This window comes from Promicromonospora sp. NPDC059942 (genome assembly GCF_042731755.1).
Classification (GTDB): Bacteria; Actinomycetota; Actinomycetes; order Actinomycetales; family Cellulomonadaceae; genus Promicromonospora.
In genome coordinates this window covers 295,444-317,593 of sequence record NZ_JBHWLR010000008.1, presented here as the reverse complement: position 1 = coordinate 317,593, position 22,150 = coordinate 295,444, and the positions used below count along the sequence as shown (strand labels likewise).

The following is a 22,150-nucleotide window of genomic DNA, read 5'->3' as shown; positions in this document are numbered from 1 at the left end:
CCCCGCCCTCCCTGGCCCCGGACCCCGAGGCGCCCGCCGACGCGCCGCCCGGCGCCGCGGCCGGGGTCGAGGTGGCCGCGCCGACGATCGCGAGCTGCGCCACCTGGGGCGCCGCGGCGGCCCGCGGCACGATCGACACCGTCTCGGCCAACCCGAACAAGATCCTGATCCACCACACGGCGTCGGCCAACGTCACCGACTACTCACAGGCCGCCGGGTACCAGATCGCGCGCGACATCCAGCAGTGGCACTTCGCCAACGGCTGGGTGGACACCGGGCAGCACCTCACGCTGAGCCGCGGCGGGTACGTCATGGAGGGGCGGCACGGTTCGCTGTCGCGGCTGCAGAACGGCAGCGGCACGGTCGTGGGCGCGCACGCCCCCGGGCAGAACAGCCAGGCCATCGGTATCGAGAACCAGGGCACCTACACGAGCGCCACGCCGCCCGCGCAGCTCTGGAGCCGCCTGGTCGAGCTGTGCGCCTACATCTGCGACCAGTACGGCATCGCGCCCACCCAGATCTACGGGCACCGGGACTACACGGCGACGGCCTGCCCGGGCGACGTCCTGTACTCGATGCTGCCGCAGCTCCGGTCCGAGGTGGCCGCGGCCCTGGCGGGCACGAGCTGGTCCGTGATCGTCGACAACACCTCGGCCGGCTTCTCCGCCGGCGCCTCCTGGCTGACGTCGTCCTTCTCGGGCGAGCGGTACGGCGCCGACTACCGCTACGCCACGCCGGCCGAGGTCAGCGACCTGGCCACGTACTCGGCCACGATCCCGTCGAGCGGCTCCTACCGGGTGGAGGCGTGGTTCCCGGGGATCGCCGGCTACAACACGTCGACGCCGTTCATCGTCTACACCGGGACGGGCTCGTCGACCATCCGCGTGGACCAGTCCGCGGCCGGCGGGGCGTGGCTCTCGCTCGGCACCTACGCGATGACGGCGGGCACTCGCACCGTCGTGGCGGTCAGCCGCTGGACCCAGGGCACGGCGTACGTCGTGGCCGACGCGATCCGGATCACCCGCCTCTAGCCCCGCCCGCCCGTGTCAGACGTACAGGACCCCGAGGGACCTGTACGTCTGACACGGGGCCTCAGCGAGGAGTTGGGGCCAGCGCGCGGAGCAGCTCGTCCGGTTCCGCGACGCCCACGAGCACCGACGTCGCCCGGACGCCGCGCAGCACCTGCACCCGTGCCGCGACCGGGCGGGACAGCTCGATCAGGACGGCGGGCGCCGCCGTCGTGCGCACCAGCGAGACCCGGCCGGCGTCGTCGTCGAACCCGGCACCGAGCTCCAGGGGACGGACCGCGGTGGGCCGGTACAGGGTCGCGGAGACGACGTCGCCGGCCGCGACGTCGACCGCGCCGAGCCAGCCCAGCCGGAACCGGGCCACGCCGTCGGACACGCGGTGCCGCGACCACAGGGGTGAGACGAAGAGGACCACGAGGGCGCCCGTGAGCACCCCGGTGACGACGTCGACGGCCAGTGCCACGGGCGCGGGGAGCAGGGCGCCGGCGACGAGGTGCAGCACGAGCACCTCGACCGCGCCCAGCGCCACCACGCCGGCGACGAGCCCGAGCCAGGGGCCCCGCCCGCCCAGGCCGAACGACCGGCGTGGGCCGGTCGCCCGGCCCGGGCCTGACGACGTGCTCAGGCCGCGCTCACTCGGCACGCTCCTGGCCGCTCATCGCCTGGATGGACTGCATGACCTGCTCGGTCAGCTCGCGCCGCGCCTGCGCGGGCTTGGTGCCGGCCGCGATCTGGCGCGAGGGGTCGATCGGCGTGCCGAAGTGGAGCTCGACCCGGGCGAACCGCGGCATCTTGCCGATGGGCTTCACCTTGTCCGTACCGAGCAGCGCGACCGGGACCACGGGGGCCTTGCCGGTCAGGGCGAGCCACGCGACGCCGGTGTGCCCCTTGTGCAGCTTGCCGTCCCGGGAGCGGGTGCCCTCGGGGTAGATGCCGAACGCACCGCCGCGCTGCAGCACCGCCAGGGCGTCCTCCAGGGACCGCTGCCCGGCGCGCGGGTCGTCCCGCTGCACCGGGATGTCGCCCATCTTGGTGAAGAACCAGCGGGACAGGCGGCCCTTGATGCCCTTGCCGGTCCAGTACTCGGCCTTGGCCAGGAACGCGACGTGCCGCGGGGCCATGATCGGGATGAGCAGGGAGTCGATGAACGACAGGTGGTTGCTCGCGAGGATCACGGCGCCACGCTTCGGGATGTTCTGCAGCCCAGTCACGCGCGGGCGCAGGAGCACGAGCACGAGGATCGAGAGGATGAGCTTGAGGAACCGGTACGTCACCGGCCTATTGTGCACCCCTCAAGGGCCGCTGTGGTCTGGGTGTTATGTGGTGAAAAATACTAAAGAGACCTACAAGGTGCACAGTCCGGTAGACGAGTCAGACGTACAGGTCACCCGGGTGACCTGTACGTCTGACACGCGTGGCGGGACGGTCAGGCGTCGCCGTCAGCGCCCTTCTCGAAGGCGGCCGGGCGCACCTGCACGGCGCGCACACGGTCGACGTCGAGCTTGACGCTCCGGTCGAACCGGTAGATGCCGTTCTCCTCCTGGAACACGTCCGTGAGCTGCGTGTAGCAGTAGCCGAACATCAGCGGGTCGTCGAGCAGCGGGTCCGTGAGGCCGGCGAACCGGGTGTGGAACTCCTCCTCGTCCACGACGCGCTGGCCGTAGCCCCACGAGTCGGGCGAGCTGCCCGACGCGCTGGCCGCGGTCTCCGGGTTCCACCAGATGCCGCCGTACTCGCTGACGAAGTAGGGCTGCCCGTTGTACGGCTGCGAGATCGGCGTGCCGTTGTCCCGCTCGTTCCCGTACGGCTTGCCGTCGGCCAGGCCGCCGACCAGCTCGGTGAACTTGGCCGGGTCCTGCTCGTACAGGTGCGAGTCCCAGACGTCCGTCTCGAGCACGCGGTGCGAGTAGCCGCTGGCGTCCAGCACGGGTCGCGACGGGTCCGCCACCTTCGTGGCGAGCCACATGGCGCGCGTCACGTCGTCGAGCTGCGTGATGCGGTCGTGCAGGTCCTGGTGGGTCTCGTTGAGCGGGCACCAGCCGATGATCGACGGGTGGTTGTGGTCGCGCTGCAGCGCCTCCAGCCACTCGGCGACGAACGACGTCGTCTGCCGCTGGCCGTCCTGCGGGGTGCCGTAACCGCTGACGCCCCAGTCGCCGAACTCGCCCCACACCAGGTAGCCCAGGCGGTCCGCGTGGAACAGGTAGCGCTCCTCGAAGACCTTCTGGTGCAGGCGCGCACCGTTGAACCCGGCCTCCAGGCCCAGCTCGATGTCGCGCACCAGCGCGGCGTCGGACGGCGCCGTCATGAGCGACTCCGGCCAGTAGCCCTGGTCCAGGACCAGCCGCTGGAAGACGTGCTCGCCGTTGATCTTGATCGCCTGGCCGTCGATCGAGACGGACCGCAGGCCCGCGTACGAGCGCACCGTGTCCACGACGGCGCCGGAGGCGTCGCGCAGCTCGATGTCCACCCCGTACAGGTGCGGGTCCTCCGTGCCCCAGGTGCGCACGCGGTCCGCCGGGACGACGACGCGCAGCGCGGGCGCCAGGTCGAGGTCGGCGCGCGCGGTGGCGCTCGCGACCTCGCCGTCGGCGTCGGTCACCGTGACCGAGACCGTGTGGCCCCGGCGGTTCGCGGACAGCGGCACGACGACGTCGAACGCGGAGCTCGACAGGTCGGGCGTGATCCGCGGGCGGCGCACGTGCGTGGCCGGCACGGGCTCCAGCCACACCGTCTGCCAGATCCCCGTGGTGCGCGTGTAGTTGCACTCGAAGTTGGCGTACCGGTTGGACTGCTTGCCGCGAGCCTGCGGCCCGTGGCGGGTGTCCCGGGCCCGGACGACGACGGTGACCGTGTCGCCGGGGGCGGCGACGCCGTGCAGGTCGGCCACGAACGGGGTGAACCCGCCGCGGTGCCGCACGACCTCGGTGCCGTCGACCCACACGGTCGCGTCGTGGTCCACGGCCCCGAAGTGCAGCAGCACGTGGGGGTCGTCGCCGACGGCGGACCAGTCCGCGGGCACGGTGATCTCGCGGCGGTACCAGACCGCCTCGAGGAAGTCGGTGTTCCCGATCCCGGAGAGCTCGGACTCCGGGGCGAAGGGCACGGTGATCTCGTCCTGGAGCGGCCGCTCGACAAGACCCCGTTCGAGCCCGGAGTCACCCGGGTCGATCTCGAACTGCCAGGATCCGTTGAGGTTGAGCCAGTGGTCCCGGACCATCTGGGGCCGCGGGTACTCGGGGCGCGGGACGGCGGTCGCCGTCGGCGCCCCCTCGGGCGAGAAGCGGTCGAGGAAAGTCATCAGCTGCTCCATTGCGTCTACGACAGGTGCGCGGCGATTCAACACGTCTTCCGACAGAAATGCAACGTTGTATCAACCGCCTCACCCGCGGACGGCGGCCGGGCGGGTCCGTCGGCGGGCGGCCAGCCGGCCCGCGGAGCGCCCGCGCCGGCGCCGTCACCTGGTCAGACGCGGCTGCTCTCGCGGACCAGCAGGCGGTACGGCACGACCTCGTCGACCGGGTCGACACCGGGCTTCTCGAGCTGGGCGATGATGCGGTCCACCGCGGTCTCCGCGATGGCCCGCAGGTCCGGCGCCACCGTCGTCAGCGTCGGGTTCGAGAACCGGCCGTCCTCGGTGTTGTCCCAGCCGGTCACGGCCACGTCGTCGGGCACCCGGACGCCGTTGAGGCGCAGCGCGTGCAGCGCGCCGAGGGCGAGCTCGTCGTTGGCGCACACGATCCCGTCGATCTGGTCGATCCGTGCCAGGACCGACTCGATCGTGGCGGCGCCGGACGGCCGGGAGAACTGCGGGCACTGGAGCACCCAGCGCTCGTCGACCTCCAGGCCGGCCGCCGCGTGGGCGTCGAAGTAGCCCTGCACGCGCTGCGCCCCGGTCCGGCCGGCGCCGCGCGGCTCGGCGCCGAGGAAGGCCAGCCGGCGCCGCCCCGTGTCGAGCAGGTGCTGCGTGACCTGCGCCGCGGCGTCGACGTTGTCGATGCTCACGTGGTCCGTCCGCCGCTCGCGCGTGGGGTCCGGGTCGGCCCGTTCGCCCAGCAGCACCAGGGGCACGGGCCCGCGAACCTCGTCGATCTCGGCGGGGGTCAGCTCCAGCGGCGAGAAGATGATGCCGTCGATCGCCTGCACGTCGAAGCCGCGCGCCACCTCCAGCTCGGTGTCGCGCGAGGACCTCGTCTCCTCGATGAGCACGCGGTAGCCGCGGGCGCTCCCGACGTCGATCACCTCGTGCGCCAGCACCGAGAAGTACGGCGCGTGCACCCAGGGCACCGCGAGGGCGAGCGTGTTGGTGCGGCCCCGCCGGAGCTGCCGGCCGGCCAGGTTGGGCCGGTAGCCCAGCTCGGCGATCACCGCCTCCACCCGGGCCCGCGTGACGTCCCCCACCCGGCCCGTGTCGTTGACGACGTTGGAGACGGTCTTCCACGAGACGCCCGCCGCCGCGGCCACCTCCTTGATCCCTACCCGTCGACCCGCTTGCTCGGCCAAGCCTTCACTTCCTTCCACCATGTGCCCTCTTGACTGGACGCCCGTCCTAGTCCATCGTGATCCAACGTTGGAGCGCAACGTTGCACCATTGGAGGTCGATGATGACCGTAGTACGAGGACGTGGCATCCCGGGCCAAGGAAGCCCCGCGGCTGCGTCGAGAACCCGCAGTCTCGTGGGTAGTTCCGGAGGGCTGAGCAGGCGAGATCTGCTCCGCGCGGCCCTCGTCGGGGCCGGCGGGGTCGCGCTCGGTGGCGCGCTCGCGGGCTGCGCCACCCCCAGCGCCTCCGGCGCGGGCAAGACCTCGGTGATGGTCTGGGACCTCTTCTCCGGCGGTGACGGCGCCCTCATGCAGAAGATGGCGGGTGTGGTCGCCGCGGCCAACCCGGACATCGGCGTCGAGACCACGACCCTCGCCTGGGGGCCGCCGTACTACACGAAGCTGGCGATGGCGTCGTCCGGCGGGCGACCGCCGGAGGCAGCCGTCATGCACATGTCGCGGCTGGCCGGGTACGCACCGGGCGGGCTCCTGGAGCCGTTCGACCTCGACGCGCTCGCCGAGCTGGGGATCACCGAGGCCGACTTCGCCCCGGCCGTGTGGCAGAAGGCCCAGTTCGAGGGCCAGCTCTACGCCCTGCCGCTGGACACCCACCCGTACATCGCGTTCCACAACCCCGACATCGTCCAGCAGGCCGGCCTCGCGGGTGCCGACGGCAAGCTGGACCTGGCGGCCGTCGCCGGCGCCGACCGCTTCCTGGAGGCCGGGCGCGCGATGGCCGAGGTCACGGGCGAGACGGGCGTCAGCTGGGGCTACCAGCGCGACCCCGCGGGCTGCTGGCGCATGTTCTGGGGCCTGTACTCCCAGAACGGCGGCGGCTACGAGCTCACGCCGGGCCGCCCCGCCGCGCTCGACGAGGAGGCCGCGGCCGAGGTCTTCGAGTTCCTCCAGGCGATGGTCGACGGCAAGGTCGCCGCGAAGAACCAGGACGGCAACGCCGCGTCCGGCCGCTTCATGTCGAACCGCACCGGGCTGATGTTCGCCGGCGAGTGGGACCTGCCGATGTTCCAGGGCGCCAACCCCGACGTCGGGGCCACGCAGTTCCCGGCGATCTTCGACACCCCGGCCAACTACGCCGACTCGCACGCGTTCGTGCTGCCCAAGCAGGGCACGCCGAACCCGGCCAAGCGCGAGGCGACCTACCGCGTGCTCGCGGGCCTCCTCAAGGAGGGCCTGACCTGGGCCTCGGCCGGACACATCCCGGCCTACCAGCCCATCGTGCAGGAGCCCGCGTACCAGGAGCTCACCCCGCAGCGCGACTACGCGCCCGCGGCCGAGGTCGCCGTCTTCGACCCCGACGCCTGGTTCACGGGCGGCGGCAGCGACTTCCAGACGCGCATGGCCGACGCCATGACGGACACCCTGGCCGGCAAGGCCCCGGCGCGCACCGCCGTGACCCGCATGCTGAGCGAGATGGACCGGTTCCTCTCCCAGCCCAACCCCGCCTGATCGAGAGGACGACGATGACTGTCTCGAACGCCGGCGTCACGGCGCCCCCCGGGCGGGCCCTGCCCGACTCGCGGAAATCCACCGGGCGGTCCGGGTCCGGTACCCGCACCGCCTCCACCGGCAAGTCCCTGCGCGCGCGGGACAAGTCCGGCTACCTGTTCGTCGCGCCGTTCGCGGTGGCGACCGGCCTGTTCCTGCTGCTGCCGACGCTGTACGGCCTGTGGATGAGCTTCACGAACCAGAGCCTCACGGGCACCGGTTCCGAGTTCATCGGCTTCGCCAACTACGCCGAGGCCTTCAGCGACCCCCAGGTCTGGCAGACGCTGTGGCACACCGTCTGGTTCACGGTGCTCAGCACCGTCCCGCTGGTGGTCGTCGCCCTGGTGATGGCGCTGCTCGTGCACACCGGCCTGCCCGGCCAGTGGGTGTGGCGCATGTCGTTCTTCGCGCCCTACCTGCTGACCAGCGCCGTCGTGTCCGCGCTGAGCAGCTGGCTGTTCCAGCCCGACATCGGCCTGCTCGACACGTGGTTCGCCGCGCTCGGGCTCCAGCCCGTGGGCTGGCTCACCGACGAGAACGTGGCGATGTTCTCCATCGCCGCCGTCACCGTCTGGTGGACCGTCGGGTTCAACTTCCTGCTCTACCTGGCTGCCCTGCAGGGGATCCCCCAGCAGCAGTACGAGGCCGCGACCATCGACGGCGCGGGCGGCTGGCGCCGGCTCTTCTCCATCACCCTGCCGCAGCTGCGCAACATCACCGGCGTCATCGTGGTGCTGCAGCTCCTCGCGTCGCTCAAGGTGTTCGACCAGATCTACCTGCTCACCGCGGGCGGCCCGAACGGCAGCACGCGACCGATCCTGGAGTACGTCTACGACACCGGTTTCACCAACTACCGGCTCGGGTACGCCTCCGCGATCTCGTACGTGTTCTTCGCTCTGATTCTCGTGTTCGCGCTGGTGCGGCTCCTGCCGTCCAGGAAGGAGGCCTGACGTGTCCGTCGCCGAACTGGTCGCCGACCGCCGGACCAAGGCGCAGCTGGAGCGCGCCGAGAACCGGGCCCTCACCAAGCTGACGATCGGGCCCTCGCCGTGGGTGCGCATCGGTGCCCTCGCCGCCCTCGTCGTCCTCGCCGCCCTCTGGCTGCTCCCCGTGGCCTGGGGCGCGGTCACCAGCTTCAAGCACGAGGCCGAGGCCGCGCTGCCGGCGTCGTGGTGGCCCACCATGGGCTGGACGCTCGACGCCTACCAGCAGGTGCTCAGCAACAGCGACCTGCTCATCTGGATGTGGAACAGCCTCGTCGTCGCCGGGCTGGTCACCCTCCTGACCGTGCTGATCTCCGCGATGGCCGCCTTCGCGTTCTCGCAGACGGTGTTCAAGGGCCGGAGCCTGCTCCAGTGGCTCACCATCGCGTCGATCATGATGCCCGGGCAGATCCTCATCGTGCCGCTGTTCCGGCAGATGCAGGTCATGGGCCTCGTGGACACGTTCGCCGGCATCGTGCTGCCGCAGGTCGTGGCGCCCGTGATGGTGTTCATCCTCAAGCGCTTCTTCGACGCCATCCCCAGCGAGCTGCTCGACGCCGCCCGCATCGACGGGGCGGGCACCTGGCGGCTGTTCTGGACCATCGTGCTGCCGCTCTCGCGGTCGATCCTGGTGGCCGTGGCGATCTTCGTGTTCATCGGGGCGTGGAACAACTTCCTGTGGCCGTTCATCGTCACCACCGACCCGCAGTTCATGACGCTGCCGGTCGGCCTGTCCACCGTGAAGAACGCCTACGGCGTGCAGTTCGCGCAGAACATGGCGTCCGCGATGATCGCGGCACTGCCCCTGCTCGTGGTGTTCATGCTGTTCCAGCGCCGCATCGTCCAGGGTGTCGCGACCACGGGCATGGGCGGTCAGTAGTAGGCAACAATCGGGTGATGGCCACTCCGACCCCGCACCCCTCGCAGCGCCCGCACCTCGCCGCGGTCGTGGAGGACCACCTCTACGCCGCGGCGGGGTGGGTGCTGGTCCGTGCGGGCTGGCGCCCCCGCCTGGAGGCCTACGCCGGGTACGGCACGCCGGACAAGGTCCGGGTGCTCGCCCGTGTGGTGCTCTCCCCGCAGCGGCCCGGCACCCCGAACCGCGACGCCCTGCGGGCCGGACGGCGCGGGTTCCGGCACTTCCTCACCGTGCCGGCGCCCCACCGCAGGGTGCGGCTCCAGGTGGGCGGCGGCACGTCCGAGGTGACGAGCGACCGGGCCGGCTACGTCGACGTCGAGCACCCGGTGGACGCCCCGCTGTGCGACGGCTGGCACACCGCCCTGCTGACCTGCCTCGACGGGCCGGAACCGGCCGAGGCCGAGGCCCCGCTCCGGGTGCTCGACGAGCGCCCGCGGACCGGCGTCGTCAGCGACATCGACGACACGACCATGGTGACCGCCGTGCCCCGGCCGCTGCTCGCGGCGTGGAACACGTTCGTGCGGCACTCCAGCGCGCGGCGCGCCGTGCCGGGCATGCCCGAGCTGTACCGCACGCTCCAGCGGACACACCCGGACGCGCCCTTCTTCTACCTCTCGACCGGCGCGTGGAACACCGCCGGCACCCTGCGTGCGTTCCTCTCGCGGCACGCCTACCCGCCGGGCCCGCTGCTGCTGACCGACTGGGGGCCGACCCTCACCGGGTGGTTCCGCAGCGGCCAGGCCCACAAGCGCGCGAGCCTCGACCTGCTCATGTCGTGGTTCCCGCACGTGCGCTGGGTGCTCATCGGTGACGACGGCCAGCACGACGTCGAGATCTACGAGGACGTCGCGCGCCGCCGCCCCGACCGGGTGCGGGTCGTCGCGATCCGGCAGCTCACCGGCGGCCAGCAGGTGCTCGCCGGGAACGCCCCGCACGTAGGGAACGGGTCGCACGCCGGGCCGGCGACGGCGCCCGGCTCCACGCCGGGGCCGACTACCGACCAGGTGCCGACCGTCGCGGGCCGGGACGGGGACGAGCTCGCCCGCCGCCTCGCGACCGTGCCGGGCGTGCTCGACGACGGGGACGGGGCCTAGGCCCCGTGCAGGCTCAGGAGGTGGCGGTCACGAGGTAGTCGTCCGCGTCGTCGTCCCAGGCCAGCGACACCGTGCCCGCCGCCTCCGCCGCCTTCGCGAACTGGAGGAACCCGCGGAAGCCGAGCGCCTTCTCGGAGAAGTCCGGGCGCCGCTTGCGCACGGCGTTCTTCAGCCCCGACAGGGCGGCCGAGCCGTTCGACTCCTGCACGACGTCGCGCAGCAGCGCGAACGCCGCGTCGGTGTCGCCCTGCTCCGGGAGCGACACCTCGGGGTCGCCCGCCGACGGGCCCGGCGCCAGCTCGACGAACCCGCGGTCCGCGAGGAACCGCAGGAACTCGCCGAACGTGCGGAAGCCGTAGTCCGACTCGCTGAAGGTGGCGTCCTTGCGCAGCAGCGTCCGCTTGAGGGCGGACGCCGTGACGGGGCCGCTGGTCGAGGACTGGAGGTCGCCGAGGGTCTGCGCCACGCGTACCTCCATAGGCACGTCGTCCGACGCCGGGGCGTCGTCCTGCTCGGTGACGTCGACGTCCGGCTCGGCCTCGGGTGCGACGTCGACGGGGGCCGGCGCGGGCTCCGCCTTCTTGCGCCGGCGGGTCGCGGGCTTCGCCTCGGGCTCGGCCGGCGCCTCCGGCTCGGCCGCGGCCTCGGGCGACGTCGCCCCGGCGACGGCCTCCGCGACCGCCTCGGCGGCCTTGGCGCGGCGCGAGGCGGCGGGCGCCTTCTGCGCGGCGGCCCGCTCCGTCGTGCTCGTCTTGCGGGTGCGCGAGCCGCGCTTCGGGGCGGGGGCGCCCTGGTCCTCGTCGGGCACCTCGACGCCCTCGAGGCGGTCGTAGAAGAGGAACTCGTCGCACGCGGCCGGCAGCAGACGCGACGTCGACTTCTCGACGCCCACGCCGATGACGCGCTTGTTCAGCTCGCGCAGCTTGTGGACCAGCGGCGAGAAGTCGCTGTCGCCCGTGCACATGACGAACGTGGAGATGTAGTCGCGCTCGAAGGCCATCTCGATGGCGTCGACCACCATCTTGATGTCGGCGGCGTTCTTGCGGGAGGCCCCCATGCGCTGCGTCATCTCGATGAGCTCGACCTGGTGGCGCGTGAGCATGCGCCGGTCCTCGTCGAAGTACGACCAGTCGGCGTACGCCCGGCGCGCGACCACCCGGCCACGCACGGCGAGCGCGTCGGCGATCGGGCCGAAGTCGAACTGCATCCCGCCCAGGTGCTCCCGGGCGCCGAGCGCCAGGTTCTCGTAGTCGATGAAGACTGCCAGGCGTTCCTCTTGGTCCATGCCCGCCACTCTAGGGGGTTACCGGCGCGGGGGGTGGCGGAGCCGCACCGGGCCGCCGCTCCGCAGGGCGAAATGAAGAACGGGTGAAATATGTCGTGTCGGGGACGCCCGATCAGCCCGAAAGTTCACCCGTTGCCTAGGATCGGGCCATGGCCGAGGCGACCGCCGGGAACGACGACGACCCGATCTCCAACCGGAATCGGATCATCGGTGCTGCCACGCGTCTGACCTGTGCCGACGGCTGGTCCAAGGTCACGATGGGCCGCCTCGCGACCGAGGCCGGCGTGAGCCGCCAGACGGTCTACAACGCCGTCGGGAGCCGCGACGACCTGGCCGAGGCGATGGTGCTCACCGAGTCCGCGAAGTTCATCTTCCGGATCGCCGAGGCCTTCGACCGGCATCCTGACGACCTGCTGCCCGCGATCCGCGACGCGGTGGAGAGCACGCTCACGTTCGCCGAGGGGAACGCGCTGCTGCGGGCGGTGGTCTCGGCGACCCACGGTGCCGACACCGAGCTGCTGCCGCTGCTCACCACGCACTCGGAGGCGCTGCTCGGCACCGTGAAGGTGGTCGTCCAGGACCGCGTGGACCAGTACGAGATCGACCTGGGGCCGGAGCGGATCGCGGCGGTCATCGACATCGTGGTGCGGTCCGCGTTGAGCCACGTCATGCAGCCCACGGCGTCCCCGCGGGAGACGGCCGAGTCGATCACCTGGCTCGTGGCGTGCGTCCTGGGCCGTGCCGAGGAGCTGGCCCCCACCGGCGTCTGACGCTCCACGCTCCACGCCCCGCGCTTGACGCCCCGCGCCCGCGGAGGAGGATCGAGGCATGCGAATCGGCACCCACTTCATGCGTTTCGACTCGATGGAGCCCGCCCGGATGCGGACCGAGCTGGCGGACGCCGCCCGGTACGCGGACGACGGCGGCGTCTCGTGGATCTCCGTGATGGACCACTACTTCCAGATGGAGCACCAGGGCTTCCCGGCGTCGGACCCGATGCTGGAGGCGTACACGACGCTGGGCTACCTGGCCGGCGTCACCGAGCGGGCGCAGCTCGGCGCCCTGGTCACCGGCGTGACATACCGGTATCCGGGGCTGCTGGCCAAGATCGTCGCGTCGCTCGACGTGGTCTCGGGCGGGCGCGCGACCTACGGCATCGGCGCCGCCTGGTACGACAAGGAGCACGCGGCACTCGGTGTGCCGTTCCCGCCGGTCAAGGAGCGGTTCGAGATGCTCGAGGAGACCGTCCGGATCGCCCGGCAGATGTACGACCCGCAGGAGAACGGCCCGTTCGAGGGCAAGCACTTCCAGCTCGCCGAGACGCTGTGCTCGCCGCCGCCGCTGTCGGGCCCGGAGATCATGATCGGCGGCTCCGGCGAGCGGAAGACCCTCCGGCTCGTGGCGCAGTACGCGGACGCGTGCAACCTGTTCGCCGAGACGCCGGAGCGGCTGCGCCACCTGCTCGACGTGCTGCACCGGCACTGCGACGACGTCGGACGCGACCCCGCGACCATCCGCGTCACGATGCTGCACCGCGGGCGCCCGATCGGCCCGGACGACACCGCCGCGTTCGTCGAGGAGATGCGGGGCTTCGCCGTGCACGGCGTGGACACCGTGATCCTGCGGCCGCCGGGCACGTCCCTCGCCGCGTGGGTGCGCGACGCCGTGCTCCCCGTCGTGGAGCCCTGCGCCGACCTGTGACCCTCAGCCGGCCGAACCGGCCGAATCGGCGTCCTCGGCGCGTGCCCGGCTGAGCACCACCGGGCACGTCGCCAGGTGGTCGTCCACCAGGCCGCACGCCTGCATGGCGGCGTACGCCGTGGTGGGGCCGATGAACCGGAAGCCCTCTTTCTTGAGCGCCTTGCTCAGGGCCTTGGACTCCGCCGTCCACGCCGGTACGTCGCCGAACGTGGCGTGCCGCACCTGGAGGGCCGGGTCCGGGGCGAACGACCAGATCAGCTCGTCGAGCGTGCGCCCGGAGTCGTGCAGCGCGACCACCGCGCGCGCGTTGTCGACGGTGGCCTCGATCTTCATGCGGTTCCGGATGATGCGGGCGTCGCCGAGCAGGCGCTCGACGTCGTCCGGCCCGAACGCCGCGACACGTTCGGGGTCGAAGCCGTCGAAGACCTCGCGGAACGCCGGGCGCTTGCGCAGCACGGTGATCCAGGAGAGCCCGGACTGGAAGCCCTCCAGGGCGATGCGCTCCAGCAGGGCCTGCTCGCCGTGCACGGGTACGCCCCACTCGTCGTCGTGGTAGGCGGAGTAGAGCGGGTCGCCGTCGCCGAAGCAGCGCGCGGCCGGGGCGGCGTCGTCGTCCGCCGCCGTCCTGGTCTCTGTCACGTGGTCAGTGGTCACGGCACCACTCTGACTCACGTCACCGACACTCCGCGCCGGTCGGCCGCCTGACTGTGCACGACGTCCGAAATCCGCTGCCTGTGGTCGCGCAAGGACCGTTGCGGTCCCGTCGCGAGGGTCTCAGGGGGTGGCGTCGCAGGGCGCGGCCTCGCCGATCGCGCCTCGACGTCGGAGGTAGGCCTCGATCCCGTCGAGCACGATCGTGATGCCGAAGGAGATGTCGTCGTCGGCCGGCGCGTCGACCGCCGTCCCCGGCCAGGCCGCGAACGAAGCGAACAGGTTCGGGTACTCCGTCGGACCGGCGTACCGGCCGAGCACCGCCTCGAAGTCCGCGTAGGGGTCGGCCGCCTCGACCGCGGCGGGGTCGAGCTCCGCCTCGGGCGTGCTGTCCGGCAGCCCGGCTTCGCGCCGCACCTTCTGCACCGCCGCGCGGTGGGTCTCGACGTGCACCCGGGCCTCGCCCAGCACGTGCTGGGCGAGCAGGCCGACGATCGCGAGCTTCTCGTCCGCGGGCAGGTCCACCTCGCGCAGCACGCCGAACGCCTGGTCCATCCAGCGCACCCGGTTGGGCCCGGGCGGGGCGGCCGAGAGCGGGAGCTCGAGCATCCACGGCCGGCTCAGGGCCAGGTCGATCTGCGCCCGGGTCCAGACCTCCAGCCCGGCGCGCCAGCCGGCCTCCATCGGGACGTCGGGCAGGTCGGTGGCCATGGCGTCGGACATCAGGATCAGGAGCTCGTCCTTGCCGGACACGTGCCGGTACAGGGCCATCGGGGTGTAGCCCACGGCTTCCGCGACCCGCGCCATCGAGACGGCGGCGAGGCCCTCGGCGTCGGCCAGCGCCATGGCGGCGTCCACGATCTGCGCGACGGACAGCGCGGGCTTGGGCCCGCGGCGCCGCGGCGCCGCGTCACCCCACAGGCGCTGCACGACGACGGGCAGCTCCCGGGCCTGCCCGGCGGCTTCGGACGTGTTGTCGGTGTGCATCGGCTCCATCCTCCCCTGCCGCGTCGCGAGATCCGACCCGAAACTCTCTTGACCACATACTGTTTACGTCCCACACTAAAACGCGTAGGCCATAAACAGTAACCGGATCGGAGAGGGACCATGACTGCGATCGTCACGGCCGAGGGACTGGGCAAGTCCTTCGCGAGAAAGGGCTCGACGAGCCCGCCCGTCCTGGACGGGCTCGACCTGGAGCTCCAGGAGGGCGCGGTGCTCGCGCTGCTGGGCCCCAACGGGGCGGGCAAGACCACCACCGTCCGCATCCTGTCCACGCTGCTGAAGCCGGACGCGGGCCGCGCCACGGTCGGCGGGTTCGACGTGGTGCGGGACGCGCGGCGCGTGCGCGAGATCATCAGCCTCACGGGCCAGCAGGTCGCCGTCGACGACAAGCTGTCGGGCGCCGAGAACCTCACGATGATGGGCCGGCTCGCCCACCTGCCCCGCCGCGTCGCGCGGGACCGGGTGGACGAGCTGCTCACGGCGTTCGACCTGGCCGACGCCGCGAACCGGCACGTCGGCACCTGGTCGGGCGGCATGCGGCGCCGGCTCGACCTCGCCGCGGGCCTGCTCACGCGGCCCCGCGTGATGTTCCTCGACGAGCCCACCACGGGGCTCGACCCCCGGTCGCGGCAGGCGCTGTGGGACGTCGTCCGGAGCGTGGTCGCCGACGGCACCAGCGTGCTGCTGACCACCCAGTACCTGGAGGAGGCCGACCGCCTCGCCCAGCGGGTCGCGCTCGTGGACGGCGGCCGGATCGTCGCCGACGGCACGCCGGCCCAGCTCAAGCGCGAGGTGGGCGAGGCGGGCGTCGAGCTCACGTTCGCCGCCGAGTCCGACGTCGAGCGGGTCGCTCCCGCGCTCGCGGGCGCCACGGTCGACGGCGCCCGGGTGCGCGTACCCACCGACGGCTCGGTCGCGCACGTGCGCTCCGTGCTGTCCGTGGTCGACGACGCCGGCGTGGCGCCCGAGCACTGGGAGGTGCGCGCGCCGAGCCTCGACGACGTCTTCCTCACCCTGACCGGTCACGCCGGCCACGCCGGCCACGTCGACCACGAGCAGCCGGCCCGGACGACGGGGGTGGCGGCATGAGCCACGTGCTGAGCGACGTCTCGACGATGACCACCCGCGGCTTGCGCCTCGTCTCGCGGGACGCGGACGCCATGATCACCGCGGTGGTGCTGCCCGTCATCATCCTGCTGATGTTCGTCCTCGTGTTCGGCGGGGCCCTCGACACCGGCACGGACTACATCAACTACGTGACCCCCGGCGTGATCCTGCTGGCCGCCGGCTTCGGCGCGGCGAACACGGCACTAGCGGTCGAGCGCGACATGTCCGGCGGCATGGTCGACCGCCTCCGGTCGATGCCCGTGAGCTCCTGGACCGTGCTGTCCGGGCACGTGGTGGCGAGCCTGGTGAAGAACCTGGCCACCACCGCGGTCGTCTTCGGCGTCGCCATCCTGCTCGGGTTCCGGCCCGAGGCGACTGCCCTGGAGTGGCTCGCCGCGGTGGGGATGATCCTGCTGTGGGTCGGCTGGATCACGTGGCTCGCCACGTTCGTGGGCGTGCTGGTCCGTTCGCCCGACGCCGCCGGCGGTTTCTCGTTCTTCGTGATGTTCCTGCCCTACGTGTCCAGCGCGTTCGTGCCTGTCGACACGCTGCCGGGCTGGCTGCGCGGGTTCGCGGAGCACCAGCCGGTCACGCCGGTGATCGAGACGGTGCGCGGGCTGCTCGTCGGCGACGCACCCGGCGGCGGGGTCACCGACCTGGGCGGCGTCGCCGCGCTGGCGATCGCCTGGTGCGTGGGCCTGGGGCTCGTGTTCGCCGTGGCGGCGGGGGTGGCGTTCCGTGCCCGGCGCTGAGCAGACCCGGGCGGTCCGCTGGTGGCGCCGGCCCTGGATCGCACCCCTCGCCGTGGTCACCGCGGCGCTCCTGGTCACGGCCCTGCCGCGGTACGTGGGCCTGGACCCGGCGAAGTCGCTCGTCCCGACCGACCGCGGCCCGGCGTTCTACCCGGCGCTGGTGACGCACATCTTCGCGGGGTCGGTCATGCTGAGCGCCGCGGTGCTGCAGCTCTGGCCGTGGCTGCGGGCCCACCACCCGCGCGTGCACCGGTGGAGCGGCCGTGTCTACGTGGTCACCGCGCTCGTGACCGGCGTCGCCGCGCTGGTCACGGCGCAGTTCCCGAGCGCGGGCGTGGGCCAGCAGGTGGCGAACACCTTCCTCGGCGTCCTGCTCCTGACCTGCACCGTGCTCGGCTACCGCGCCGTCCGGCAGCGCCGGTTCGGTGACCACCGGGAGTGGATGGTCCGCAGCACGGCGCTCGCCTTCTCGATCATCACCAACCGGTTCTGGGCGCCCGTGCTCATCGCGATCTACGTCCCCGGGGCGCTCACCGACCCGGACATCGGGTTCGGCGCCCCGGAGATCGAGGGTGCCGCCGTCGCGTCCGCGTGGGTGTCGTGGATCGTCAACCTCCTGTTCGCGGAGTGGTGGCTGCGACGCAGGCCGAAGGGCCGCGTGCGCCCGCGCCGGGCTCGCGTGCCGGCCGCCCAGGTGCAAAACGCTCGGTGAATGTCGGTGACGGGGGACACACTGTCCCCATGTCACAGACCGCGCACGACGTCGAGCTCGAACAGAAGCAGATCCTGAAGAAGTACCTCCAGGAGACCCGTGAGGCCCTCGTGTGGAAGCTCGAGGGCCTCACGGAGAAGCAGGCACGCTGGCCCTTGGTGCCCTCCGGCAACAACCTGCTGGGCATCGTGAAGCACTGCGCCAACACCGAGATCGGCTATCTCGGGCCGGTGTTCGGGCGGGCGTGGCCGAACCCGGGCGAGCTCGTCCCCGACGACATCTTCGAGACGGACCCGCAGGCCGACTGGTACGCGACCGAGGACGAGTCCGTCGCCTCCGTCGTGGACCTCTACCGGCGGGGCTGGGCGTTCTGCGACGAGACCATCGACACCCTCCCGCTGGGCACCGTCGGGCGCGTGCCGTGGTGGAAGAACGGCGAGGTCACGCTGTTCCGGATCATCGTGCACGTCACCGACGAGACCGCCCGGCACGCCGGTCACGCGGACATCCTGCGCGAGCTCACCGACCAGTCCGTCGGGCTCTACGCGGGCAACACCAACATCCCCGACTGGCAGGGCGACCAGATGGCCGCGTACGTCGACAAGCTGAAGAATCTCGCCGAGCGGGCAGGCAACTAGCGCCCGCGTCCGAGATTCGCCAAACTGCGGGCCATGCCCCTCAACGTGGAGCCGTCCACATCCTCCGGGCCCTCGCCCGAACCAGCCCTCGCGGACGCGCCGAAGCCCGCACGGTCCGCGCCGACGTCCGACATGTCGTCGGGTAGATCGGACATCGTCCCGCCGCGCGGCGCGGGTGGGCGGCCCGACGGCGGCTCCATGCGACCGCTGTTCGTCTTTCTCATCGCCGCCGCGGCCGCGCTGATCGGCAGCATCGCGTTCGCGCTCGTCCACGTCGGCACCGAGCGCGACCTGGAGCAGCTCAGCAGCGCCCGCGCCGACGTCGTGCAGGCGGTCGACGAAGGACGCGCGGCCCAGGAGGGGCTGGCCGAGCAGATCACGAAGGCGGAGAAGGCGCTCGCGGCCTCCGAGGGCCGGGTGGCCGACGACGCCGTGCGCACCGCCCTGGCCGCGCACGTCACCCAGGCCAAGGAGCTCAGCGCGCAGGAGGCGCCGTCGATCCCCGAGGCCGGCGCCCCGGGCCTCGACTCGCCCGAGGACATCGACGCCCTGGAGGCGGCGGCCACCGAGTGGTCGATGTCCATGAGCACCACCTCGACCACGCTCGTCGCGGCCATCAAGGACGTGCAGGCCTCCTACCGGCAGTGGCAGCAGGACCGCGAGGACGCCCAGGCGCAGGCCCAGTCGGACGCCGACCAGGCCGAGAGCGCGGCCCAGCAGCTCGAGGAGGCCAAGGCGTCGCTCGCCACGGTCACCGACCAGCTCAAGATCTCCGTGCGGGACTCCGGGTACACGCTCGACTGGACGGCCGAGGTGGGCGCGCCCGACGGCGTCCGCTCGGCCCTGGCCACCCGCCGCGCCGAAGGCGAGGCGGCGCTCGCGGTCGGCGTGAACACGAGCAAGCTGAACTCGGTGAAGGCGCTCGGCCAGCAGCGCGAGACGGCGCGCGTCGCGCTCGAGGACGCCGCGTGGGCCGCCCGCGCGGCGGTCGCCGACGACTCCAACGGCCGGCTCGCGCAGGCCGACCTGTGCCTGGTGGGCGTCGGCCCCGAGGGGCAGGACCAGTACCTCCGGTGCGACGCGGCCGAGGCCTGGGGCAAGCTCGGCGCGGCCTTCGAGAAGGAGCTCGGCAAACCGCTGCGCATCGAGTACGGCTACCGGCCCTACGACTGGCAGCTCCAGGCCCTCGACGAGTTCGGCAGCGGACAGGTCGCGGCGCCCGGCACCTCCAACCACGGCTGGGCGCTCGCTGTGGACGTACCTGTGGACGACGGCTTCCGCTTCGGCCAGCCCGAGTACGAGTGGCTCGCCGCCAACGGGCCGAAGTTCGGCTGGGTGCACCCGGAGTGGGCCCGCCAGGGCGCCGGGCGCGAGGAGCCCTGGCACTTCGAGTACGAGGGCTGACCGCCTCTCCGGCGCCGCCGCGCGCCGCCGCCGACCGCGGCGGTGCGCGGGCACTGGATAATGGGTGAGTGCAGTGCCCTCACTACGACGCCGGACGCTGCCGCTCGTGCACCCTCCTGGAGATCGACTACCCCACCCAGGTGCTCGACAAGGAGCGGCACGTCGCCGAGCTCCTCGACCCGGTCTCCGACGGGACCACCTGGCTCCCCGCGGTCCGCAGCGTCGAGTCCGCCTTCCGGAACAAGGCGAAGATGGTCGTCAGCGGGACGGTCGCCGAGCCGGTGCTGGGCATCCTCGACCGGGCCGGGCACGGCGTCGACCTGACCGACTGCGGCCTCTACCCCGATGCGCTCCAGGCGTCCTTCGGCCCGCTCGCGGCGTTCGTCACGCGCGCGAACCTGGAGCCCTACCAGGTCTCGGGCCCGGGAAAGCGCGCCCAGCAGCGCGGCGAGCTCAAGTACCTGCTGGTCACCCTGTCGCCCGACGGCGAGCTCATGGTCCGGTTCGTGCTGCGCTCCCAGGAGGCGATCGCCCGGATCCGCAAGCACCTGGCCTGGCTGCAGGCCGAGCTCCCGGCCCTGGCGGTGGCCTCGGCGAACATCCAGCCCGCGCACGCCGCGGTGCTGGAGGGCGACCTCGAGATCCCGCTCACCGAGCGCGGCACCCTCCCGATGCGCATCGACGACATCACGCTGGACCTGCGTCCGCAGAGCTTCTTCCAGACCAACACGGCGGTCGCCACCGAGCTGTACCGGCAGGCGCGGTCCTGGGTCGACGAGGTAGACCCCGACAGCCTCTGGGACCTCTACTGCGGGGTGGGCGGCTTCGCCCTGCACTGCGCCGCGCCCGGGCGCACGGTCACGGGCATCGAGATCAGCGCCGAGGCGGTCGTGGCGGCGTCGGGCACCGTGGAGCGGCTGCGCGACGGCGGCCAGGCGGACCGGTTCCGGGACGTCACCTTCGCCGCCGGCGACGCGACGGCGTTCGCCGTCGGGCCGCAGGGTCCCGACCTGCCCGAGATGGTGATCGTGAACCCGCCCCGGCGGGGCATCGGCGCTGACCTGGCGCACTGGCTGGAGACCTCGGGGATCGACCACGTCCTGTACTCGAGCTGCAACGCGACCACGCTCGCCAAGGACCTCGCCGCGATGCCGTCGCTCCGGCCCGCGCGGGCGCGGCTGCTCGACATGTTCCCGCAGACCTCGCACTACGAGGTGCTGGTGCTCCTCGAGCGCGCCTGACCGGGCGGGTCCGCCTTCTTGTCCTGCTGCTTCTTGTCCTGCTTCGCCTCGCCGGGAGACGTCTCCTTCTTCGCCTGCCCGGGCGGGGTGTCCTTCGTGGCCTGGCCCGCGGACACGTCCTCCTTCTTCGCCTGACCTGGCGGAACCTTGTCCTTGGAGGCATGGCCGGGCGGGGTCTCGTCCTTCTTGGCCTGACCCGGCGGCGTCGCGTCGTCCTTCTTGGCCTGGCCCGGCGGGACCTTGTCCTTCTTCGCCTGACCCGGCGGAACGCCGTCCTTCTTGGCGAGGCCCGGCGGAACCTTGTCCTTCTTGGCCAGGCCCGGCGGCACCCCGTCCTTCTTCGCCAGGCCGGGCGGGACGTCGTCCTCTGCCCGCGCCGGACCTGACGGGGTGAGCCCCGTCGGGGCCACCTCGGTCAGGTCGGGGACGTTCGCCGGATCCGTGTGCGGGGAGATCTCGGCGGCCTGCCGGACAGCGGGTTCCCTGTCGTCCGGCGCGAAGACCGACACCATGCCGGTCTCCGGGAACGACGCCGCGGCGTCGATGCCGCCCGCGACCCCGGTGGTGACGGCCGTGGTGACGAACAGGCCGCCGGCGACGGTCGCGGTCAGGCTCATCGGGTCGGTCAGCACGCTCCGGGCGGTCACGACGGCCCTGGTCCCCGCGGCGCTGAGCCAGCCCCCGGCGCCCGCCGCAGCGGCACCCGCCGCACCCGCGACGGCAGGACCGGCCGCGCCGCTCGCCGCGACGGCGGCACCGGCCGCCGTCGTGCCCGGGCCCGCAGAGGCCCCCGCACCGAGCAGGAGGACCGGGGCCGCGGCGCGCAACATCCAGTAGGACTCCCGGACGTCGACGAACGCCCGCGTGCAGCCGGCGCACCCGACCATGTGGTCCTCGACCTGCTGCCGCCGGCGGGGCAGCAGGCGGTTCCGGACGAAGTCGTGCAGGGCGGCGCGGGTGGCCCGGCACTCGAGGTCGGCGGCCGTGCCGGCGTGCGTCTCGGCGAAGGTGCTCGCGAGCCGGTTCTCGGCCCGGCGCAGGCGTCGCTTGGCGGCGTAGGGGAGCACGCCGATCTCTTCGGCGATCGCCGCCACGGGCCGGGACCCCACGTGGTGGTCCCAGAGCAGCTGCTGCTCGCCCGCGGGCAGCCGCTCCATCGCGAGGTTCAGCACCTCGAGGTCGAGGGCGTGCCGGGGCGGTGCTGCGGTGGCGGCGTCGGATCCTTCGGCGGCCGGCTCCTGCTCCCGGGCCATCCTTTGCGCCACCTCGATGGACGCGGCGCTCCAGAACGCGAGGGGGTCGGCGAGGTCGCGGGTGTTGAGGAGCTCCACGCAGAGCAGCTCCAGGCCGCAGCTCGTGGCCAGCTCCGGGTCGATCCCCGGCACCCGCCGGGACACCGTGAACACCACGGCGCGGCGGTGTGCCGCCCACAGGCCGAGGTCGGCGCTCGTGACGGTCACGCGGCCCCCCTCCTGCACGCGACGTGGCACCCCGGGGCACCTCGACGCGCGTGCCCCCGGGCGTGCATGCTCGCAAAGAATGCATGCGCATGGAAGGGTCCCCCGTGATGGCGGGACGATCTT

Annotated in this window: 21 protein-coding genes; 13 read left to right on the top strand and 8 right to left on the bottom strand. The window is 72.5% G+C overall.

Annotated elements, in window-relative coordinates; genetic code table 11:
• A partial coding sequence (locus ACFV9Q_RS15715) for an N-acetylmuramoyl-L-alanine amidase (protein WP_377235168.1) occupies window positions 1–1,031 on the top strand: 1,031 nt, incomplete at its 5' end.
• Between the two features lie 61 nt (window positions 1,032–1,092).
• Here ACFV9Q_RS15715 and ACFV9Q_RS15710 read toward each other — a convergent pair.
• The 4 genes from ACFV9Q_RS15710 to ACFV9Q_RS15695 form a co-directional block, all read right to left on the bottom strand.
• Window positions 1,093–1,671, bottom strand: coding sequence for a hypothetical protein (locus ACFV9Q_RS15710; RefSeq protein ID WP_377235167.1), 579 nt, complete (start codon window positions 1,669–1,671; stop codon window positions 1,093–1,095).
• Window positions 1,661–2,302 carry a 1-acyl-sn-glycerol-3-phosphate acyltransferase gene (locus ACFV9Q_RS15705; RefSeq protein WP_020013603.1) on the bottom strand — a complete coding sequence of 214 codons (642 nt, stop codon included), beginning with the start codon at window positions 2,300–2,302 and terminating at the stop codon, window positions 1,661–1,663. Before ACFV9Q_RS15705 ends, ACFV9Q_RS15710 begins: the two co-directional genes overlap by 11 nt.
• 152 nt (window positions 2,303–2,454) lie before the next feature.
• Complete coding sequence (locus ACFV9Q_RS15700; RefSeq protein WP_377235166.1) at window positions 2,455–4,329, bottom strand: glycoside hydrolase family 2 protein; 1,875 nt, start codon at window positions 4,327–4,329, stop codon at window positions 2,455–2,457.
• A gap of 164 nt (window positions 4,330–4,493) precedes the next feature.
• Window positions 4,494–5,531: a LacI family DNA-binding transcriptional regulator gene (locus ACFV9Q_RS15695; protein WP_377235165.1), complete on the bottom strand. Its 1,038-nt coding sequence runs from the start codon at window positions 5,529–5,531 to the stop codon at window positions 4,494–4,496.
• A gap of 173 nt (window positions 5,532–5,704) precedes the next feature.
• Here ACFV9Q_RS15695 and ACFV9Q_RS15690 point away from each other — a divergent pair, with 173 nt between their 5' ends.
• Genes ACFV9Q_RS15690 through ACFV9Q_RS15675 form a run of 4 tightly spaced genes read left to right on the top strand, consistent with a single transcriptional unit; the run spans window position 5,705 to window position 10,071 of the window.
• Window positions 5,705–7,036, top strand: coding sequence for an extracellular solute-binding protein (locus ACFV9Q_RS15690; RefSeq protein ID WP_377235164.1), 1,332 nt, complete (start codon window positions 5,705–5,707; stop codon window positions 7,034–7,036).
• A 14-nt stretch (window positions 7,037–7,050) separates the two neighbouring features.
• Complete coding sequence (locus ACFV9Q_RS15685; protein ID WP_377229682.1) at window positions 7,051–8,025, top strand: carbohydrate ABC transporter permease; 975 nt, start codon at window positions 7,051–7,053, stop codon at window positions 8,023–8,025.
• 1 nt (window position 8,026) lies between these two features.
• Window positions 8,027–8,938, top strand: coding sequence for a carbohydrate ABC transporter permease (locus ACFV9Q_RS15680; protein WP_377235163.1), 912 nt, complete (start codon window positions 8,027–8,029; stop codon window positions 8,936–8,938).
• 17 nt (window positions 8,939–8,955) lie between these two features.
• A complete protein-coding gene (locus ACFV9Q_RS15675) occupies window positions 8,956–10,071 on the top strand; it encodes an App1 family protein (RefSeq protein ID WP_377235162.1) in 1,116 nt (371 codons plus the stop codon).
• A 13-nt stretch (window positions 10,072–10,084) separates the two neighbouring features.
• Here the strand turns inward: ACFV9Q_RS15675 and ACFV9Q_RS15670 are convergent, their stop codons facing one another.
• On the bottom strand, window positions 10,085–11,356 hold the full coding sequence (locus ACFV9Q_RS15670; RefSeq protein ID WP_377235161.1) for an NYN domain-containing protein: 1,272 nt from the start codon (window positions 11,354–11,356) through the stop codon (window positions 10,085–10,087).
• 149 nt (window positions 11,357–11,505) lie between these two features.
• On the opposite strand from ACFV9Q_RS15670, the gene ACFV9Q_RS15665 reads away from it, so the two are divergent.
• Window positions 11,506–12,126: a TetR family transcriptional regulator gene (locus ACFV9Q_RS15665; RefSeq protein WP_377235160.1), complete on the top strand. Its 621-nt coding sequence runs from the start codon at window positions 11,506–11,508 to the stop codon at window positions 12,124–12,126.
• A gap of 58 nt (window positions 12,127–12,184) precedes the next feature.
• Window positions 12,185–13,057, top strand: coding sequence for an LLM class F420-dependent oxidoreductase (locus ACFV9Q_RS15660; protein ID WP_377229687.1), 873 nt, complete (start codon window positions 12,185–12,187; stop codon window positions 13,055–13,057).
• Window positions 13,058–13,060: 3 nt separating this feature from the next.
• Here the strand turns inward: ACFV9Q_RS15660 and ACFV9Q_RS15655 are convergent, their stop codons facing one another.
• Together ACFV9Q_RS15655 and ACFV9Q_RS15650 are read right to left on the bottom strand one after the other, a co-directional pair.
• A complete protein-coding gene (locus tag ACFV9Q_RS15655) occupies window positions 13,061–13,711 on the bottom strand; it encodes a DNA-3-methyladenine glycosylase I (protein WP_377235159.1) in 651 nt (216 codons plus the stop codon).
• A 120-nt stretch (window positions 13,712–13,831) separates the two neighbouring features.
• Window positions 13,832–14,695 carry a TetR/AcrR family transcriptional regulator gene (locus tag ACFV9Q_RS15650; protein ID WP_377235158.1) on the bottom strand — a complete coding sequence of 288 codons (864 nt, stop codon included), beginning with the start codon at window positions 14,693–14,695 and terminating at the stop codon, window positions 13,832–13,834.
• A 120-nt stretch (window positions 14,696–14,815) separates the two neighbouring features.
• Between ACFV9Q_RS15650 and ACFV9Q_RS15645 the strand changes: the two genes are divergently transcribed.
• The 6 genes from ACFV9Q_RS15645 (at window position 14,816) to rlmC (ending at window position 20,567) form a co-directional block, all read left to right on the top strand.
• Window positions 14,816–15,802 carry an ATP-binding cassette domain-containing protein gene (locus ACFV9Q_RS15645; RefSeq protein WP_377235157.1) on the top strand — a complete coding sequence of 329 codons (987 nt, stop codon included), beginning with the start codon at window positions 14,816–14,818 and terminating at the stop codon, window positions 15,800–15,802.
• Window positions 15,799–16,572, top strand: coding sequence for an ABC transporter permease (locus tag ACFV9Q_RS15640; protein WP_377235156.1), 774 nt, complete (start codon window positions 15,799–15,801; stop codon window positions 16,570–16,572). Before ACFV9Q_RS15645 ends, ACFV9Q_RS15640 begins: the two co-directional genes overlap by 4 nt.
• Entirely contained in the window at window positions 16,559–17,284 is a 726-nt protein-coding gene (locus ACFV9Q_RS15635; RefSeq protein WP_377235155.1) for a DUF2306 domain-containing protein, read from the top strand. Before ACFV9Q_RS15640 ends, ACFV9Q_RS15635 begins: the two co-directional genes overlap by 14 nt.
• A gap of 29 nt (window positions 17,285–17,313) precedes the next feature.
• Window positions 17,314–17,922, top strand: a complete 609-nt coding sequence (locus ACFV9Q_RS15630) for a DinB family protein (RefSeq protein ID WP_377235154.1) — start codon at window positions 17,314–17,316, stop codon at window positions 17,920–17,922.
• Window positions 17,923–17,955: 33 nt separating this feature from the next.
• Window positions 17,956–19,326, top strand: a complete 1,371-nt coding sequence (locus ACFV9Q_RS15625; protein ID WP_377235153.1) for a D-alanyl-D-alanine carboxypeptidase family protein — start codon at window positions 17,956–17,958, stop codon at window positions 19,324–19,326.
• A gap of 68 nt (window positions 19,327–19,394) precedes the next feature.
• Window positions 19,395–20,567, top strand: a complete 1,173-nt coding sequence (gene rlmC, locus ACFV9Q_RS15620; protein WP_377235152.1) for a 23S rRNA (uracil(747)-C(5))-methyltransferase RlmC — start codon at window positions 19,395–19,397, stop codon at window positions 20,565–20,567.
• On the opposite strand, the gene ACFV9Q_RS15615 is transcribed toward rlmC, so the two are convergent.
• The gene (locus ACFV9Q_RS15615) at window positions 20,534–22,027 is read right to left on the bottom strand and encodes a zf-HC2 domain-containing protein (protein ID WP_377235151.1); all 1,494 of its coding nucleotides are present in this window, start codon (window positions 22,025–22,027) and stop codon (window positions 20,534–20,536) included. The genes rlmC and ACFV9Q_RS15615 overlap by 34 nt on opposite strands.
• Window positions 22,028–22,150: the final 123 nt, after the last annotated feature.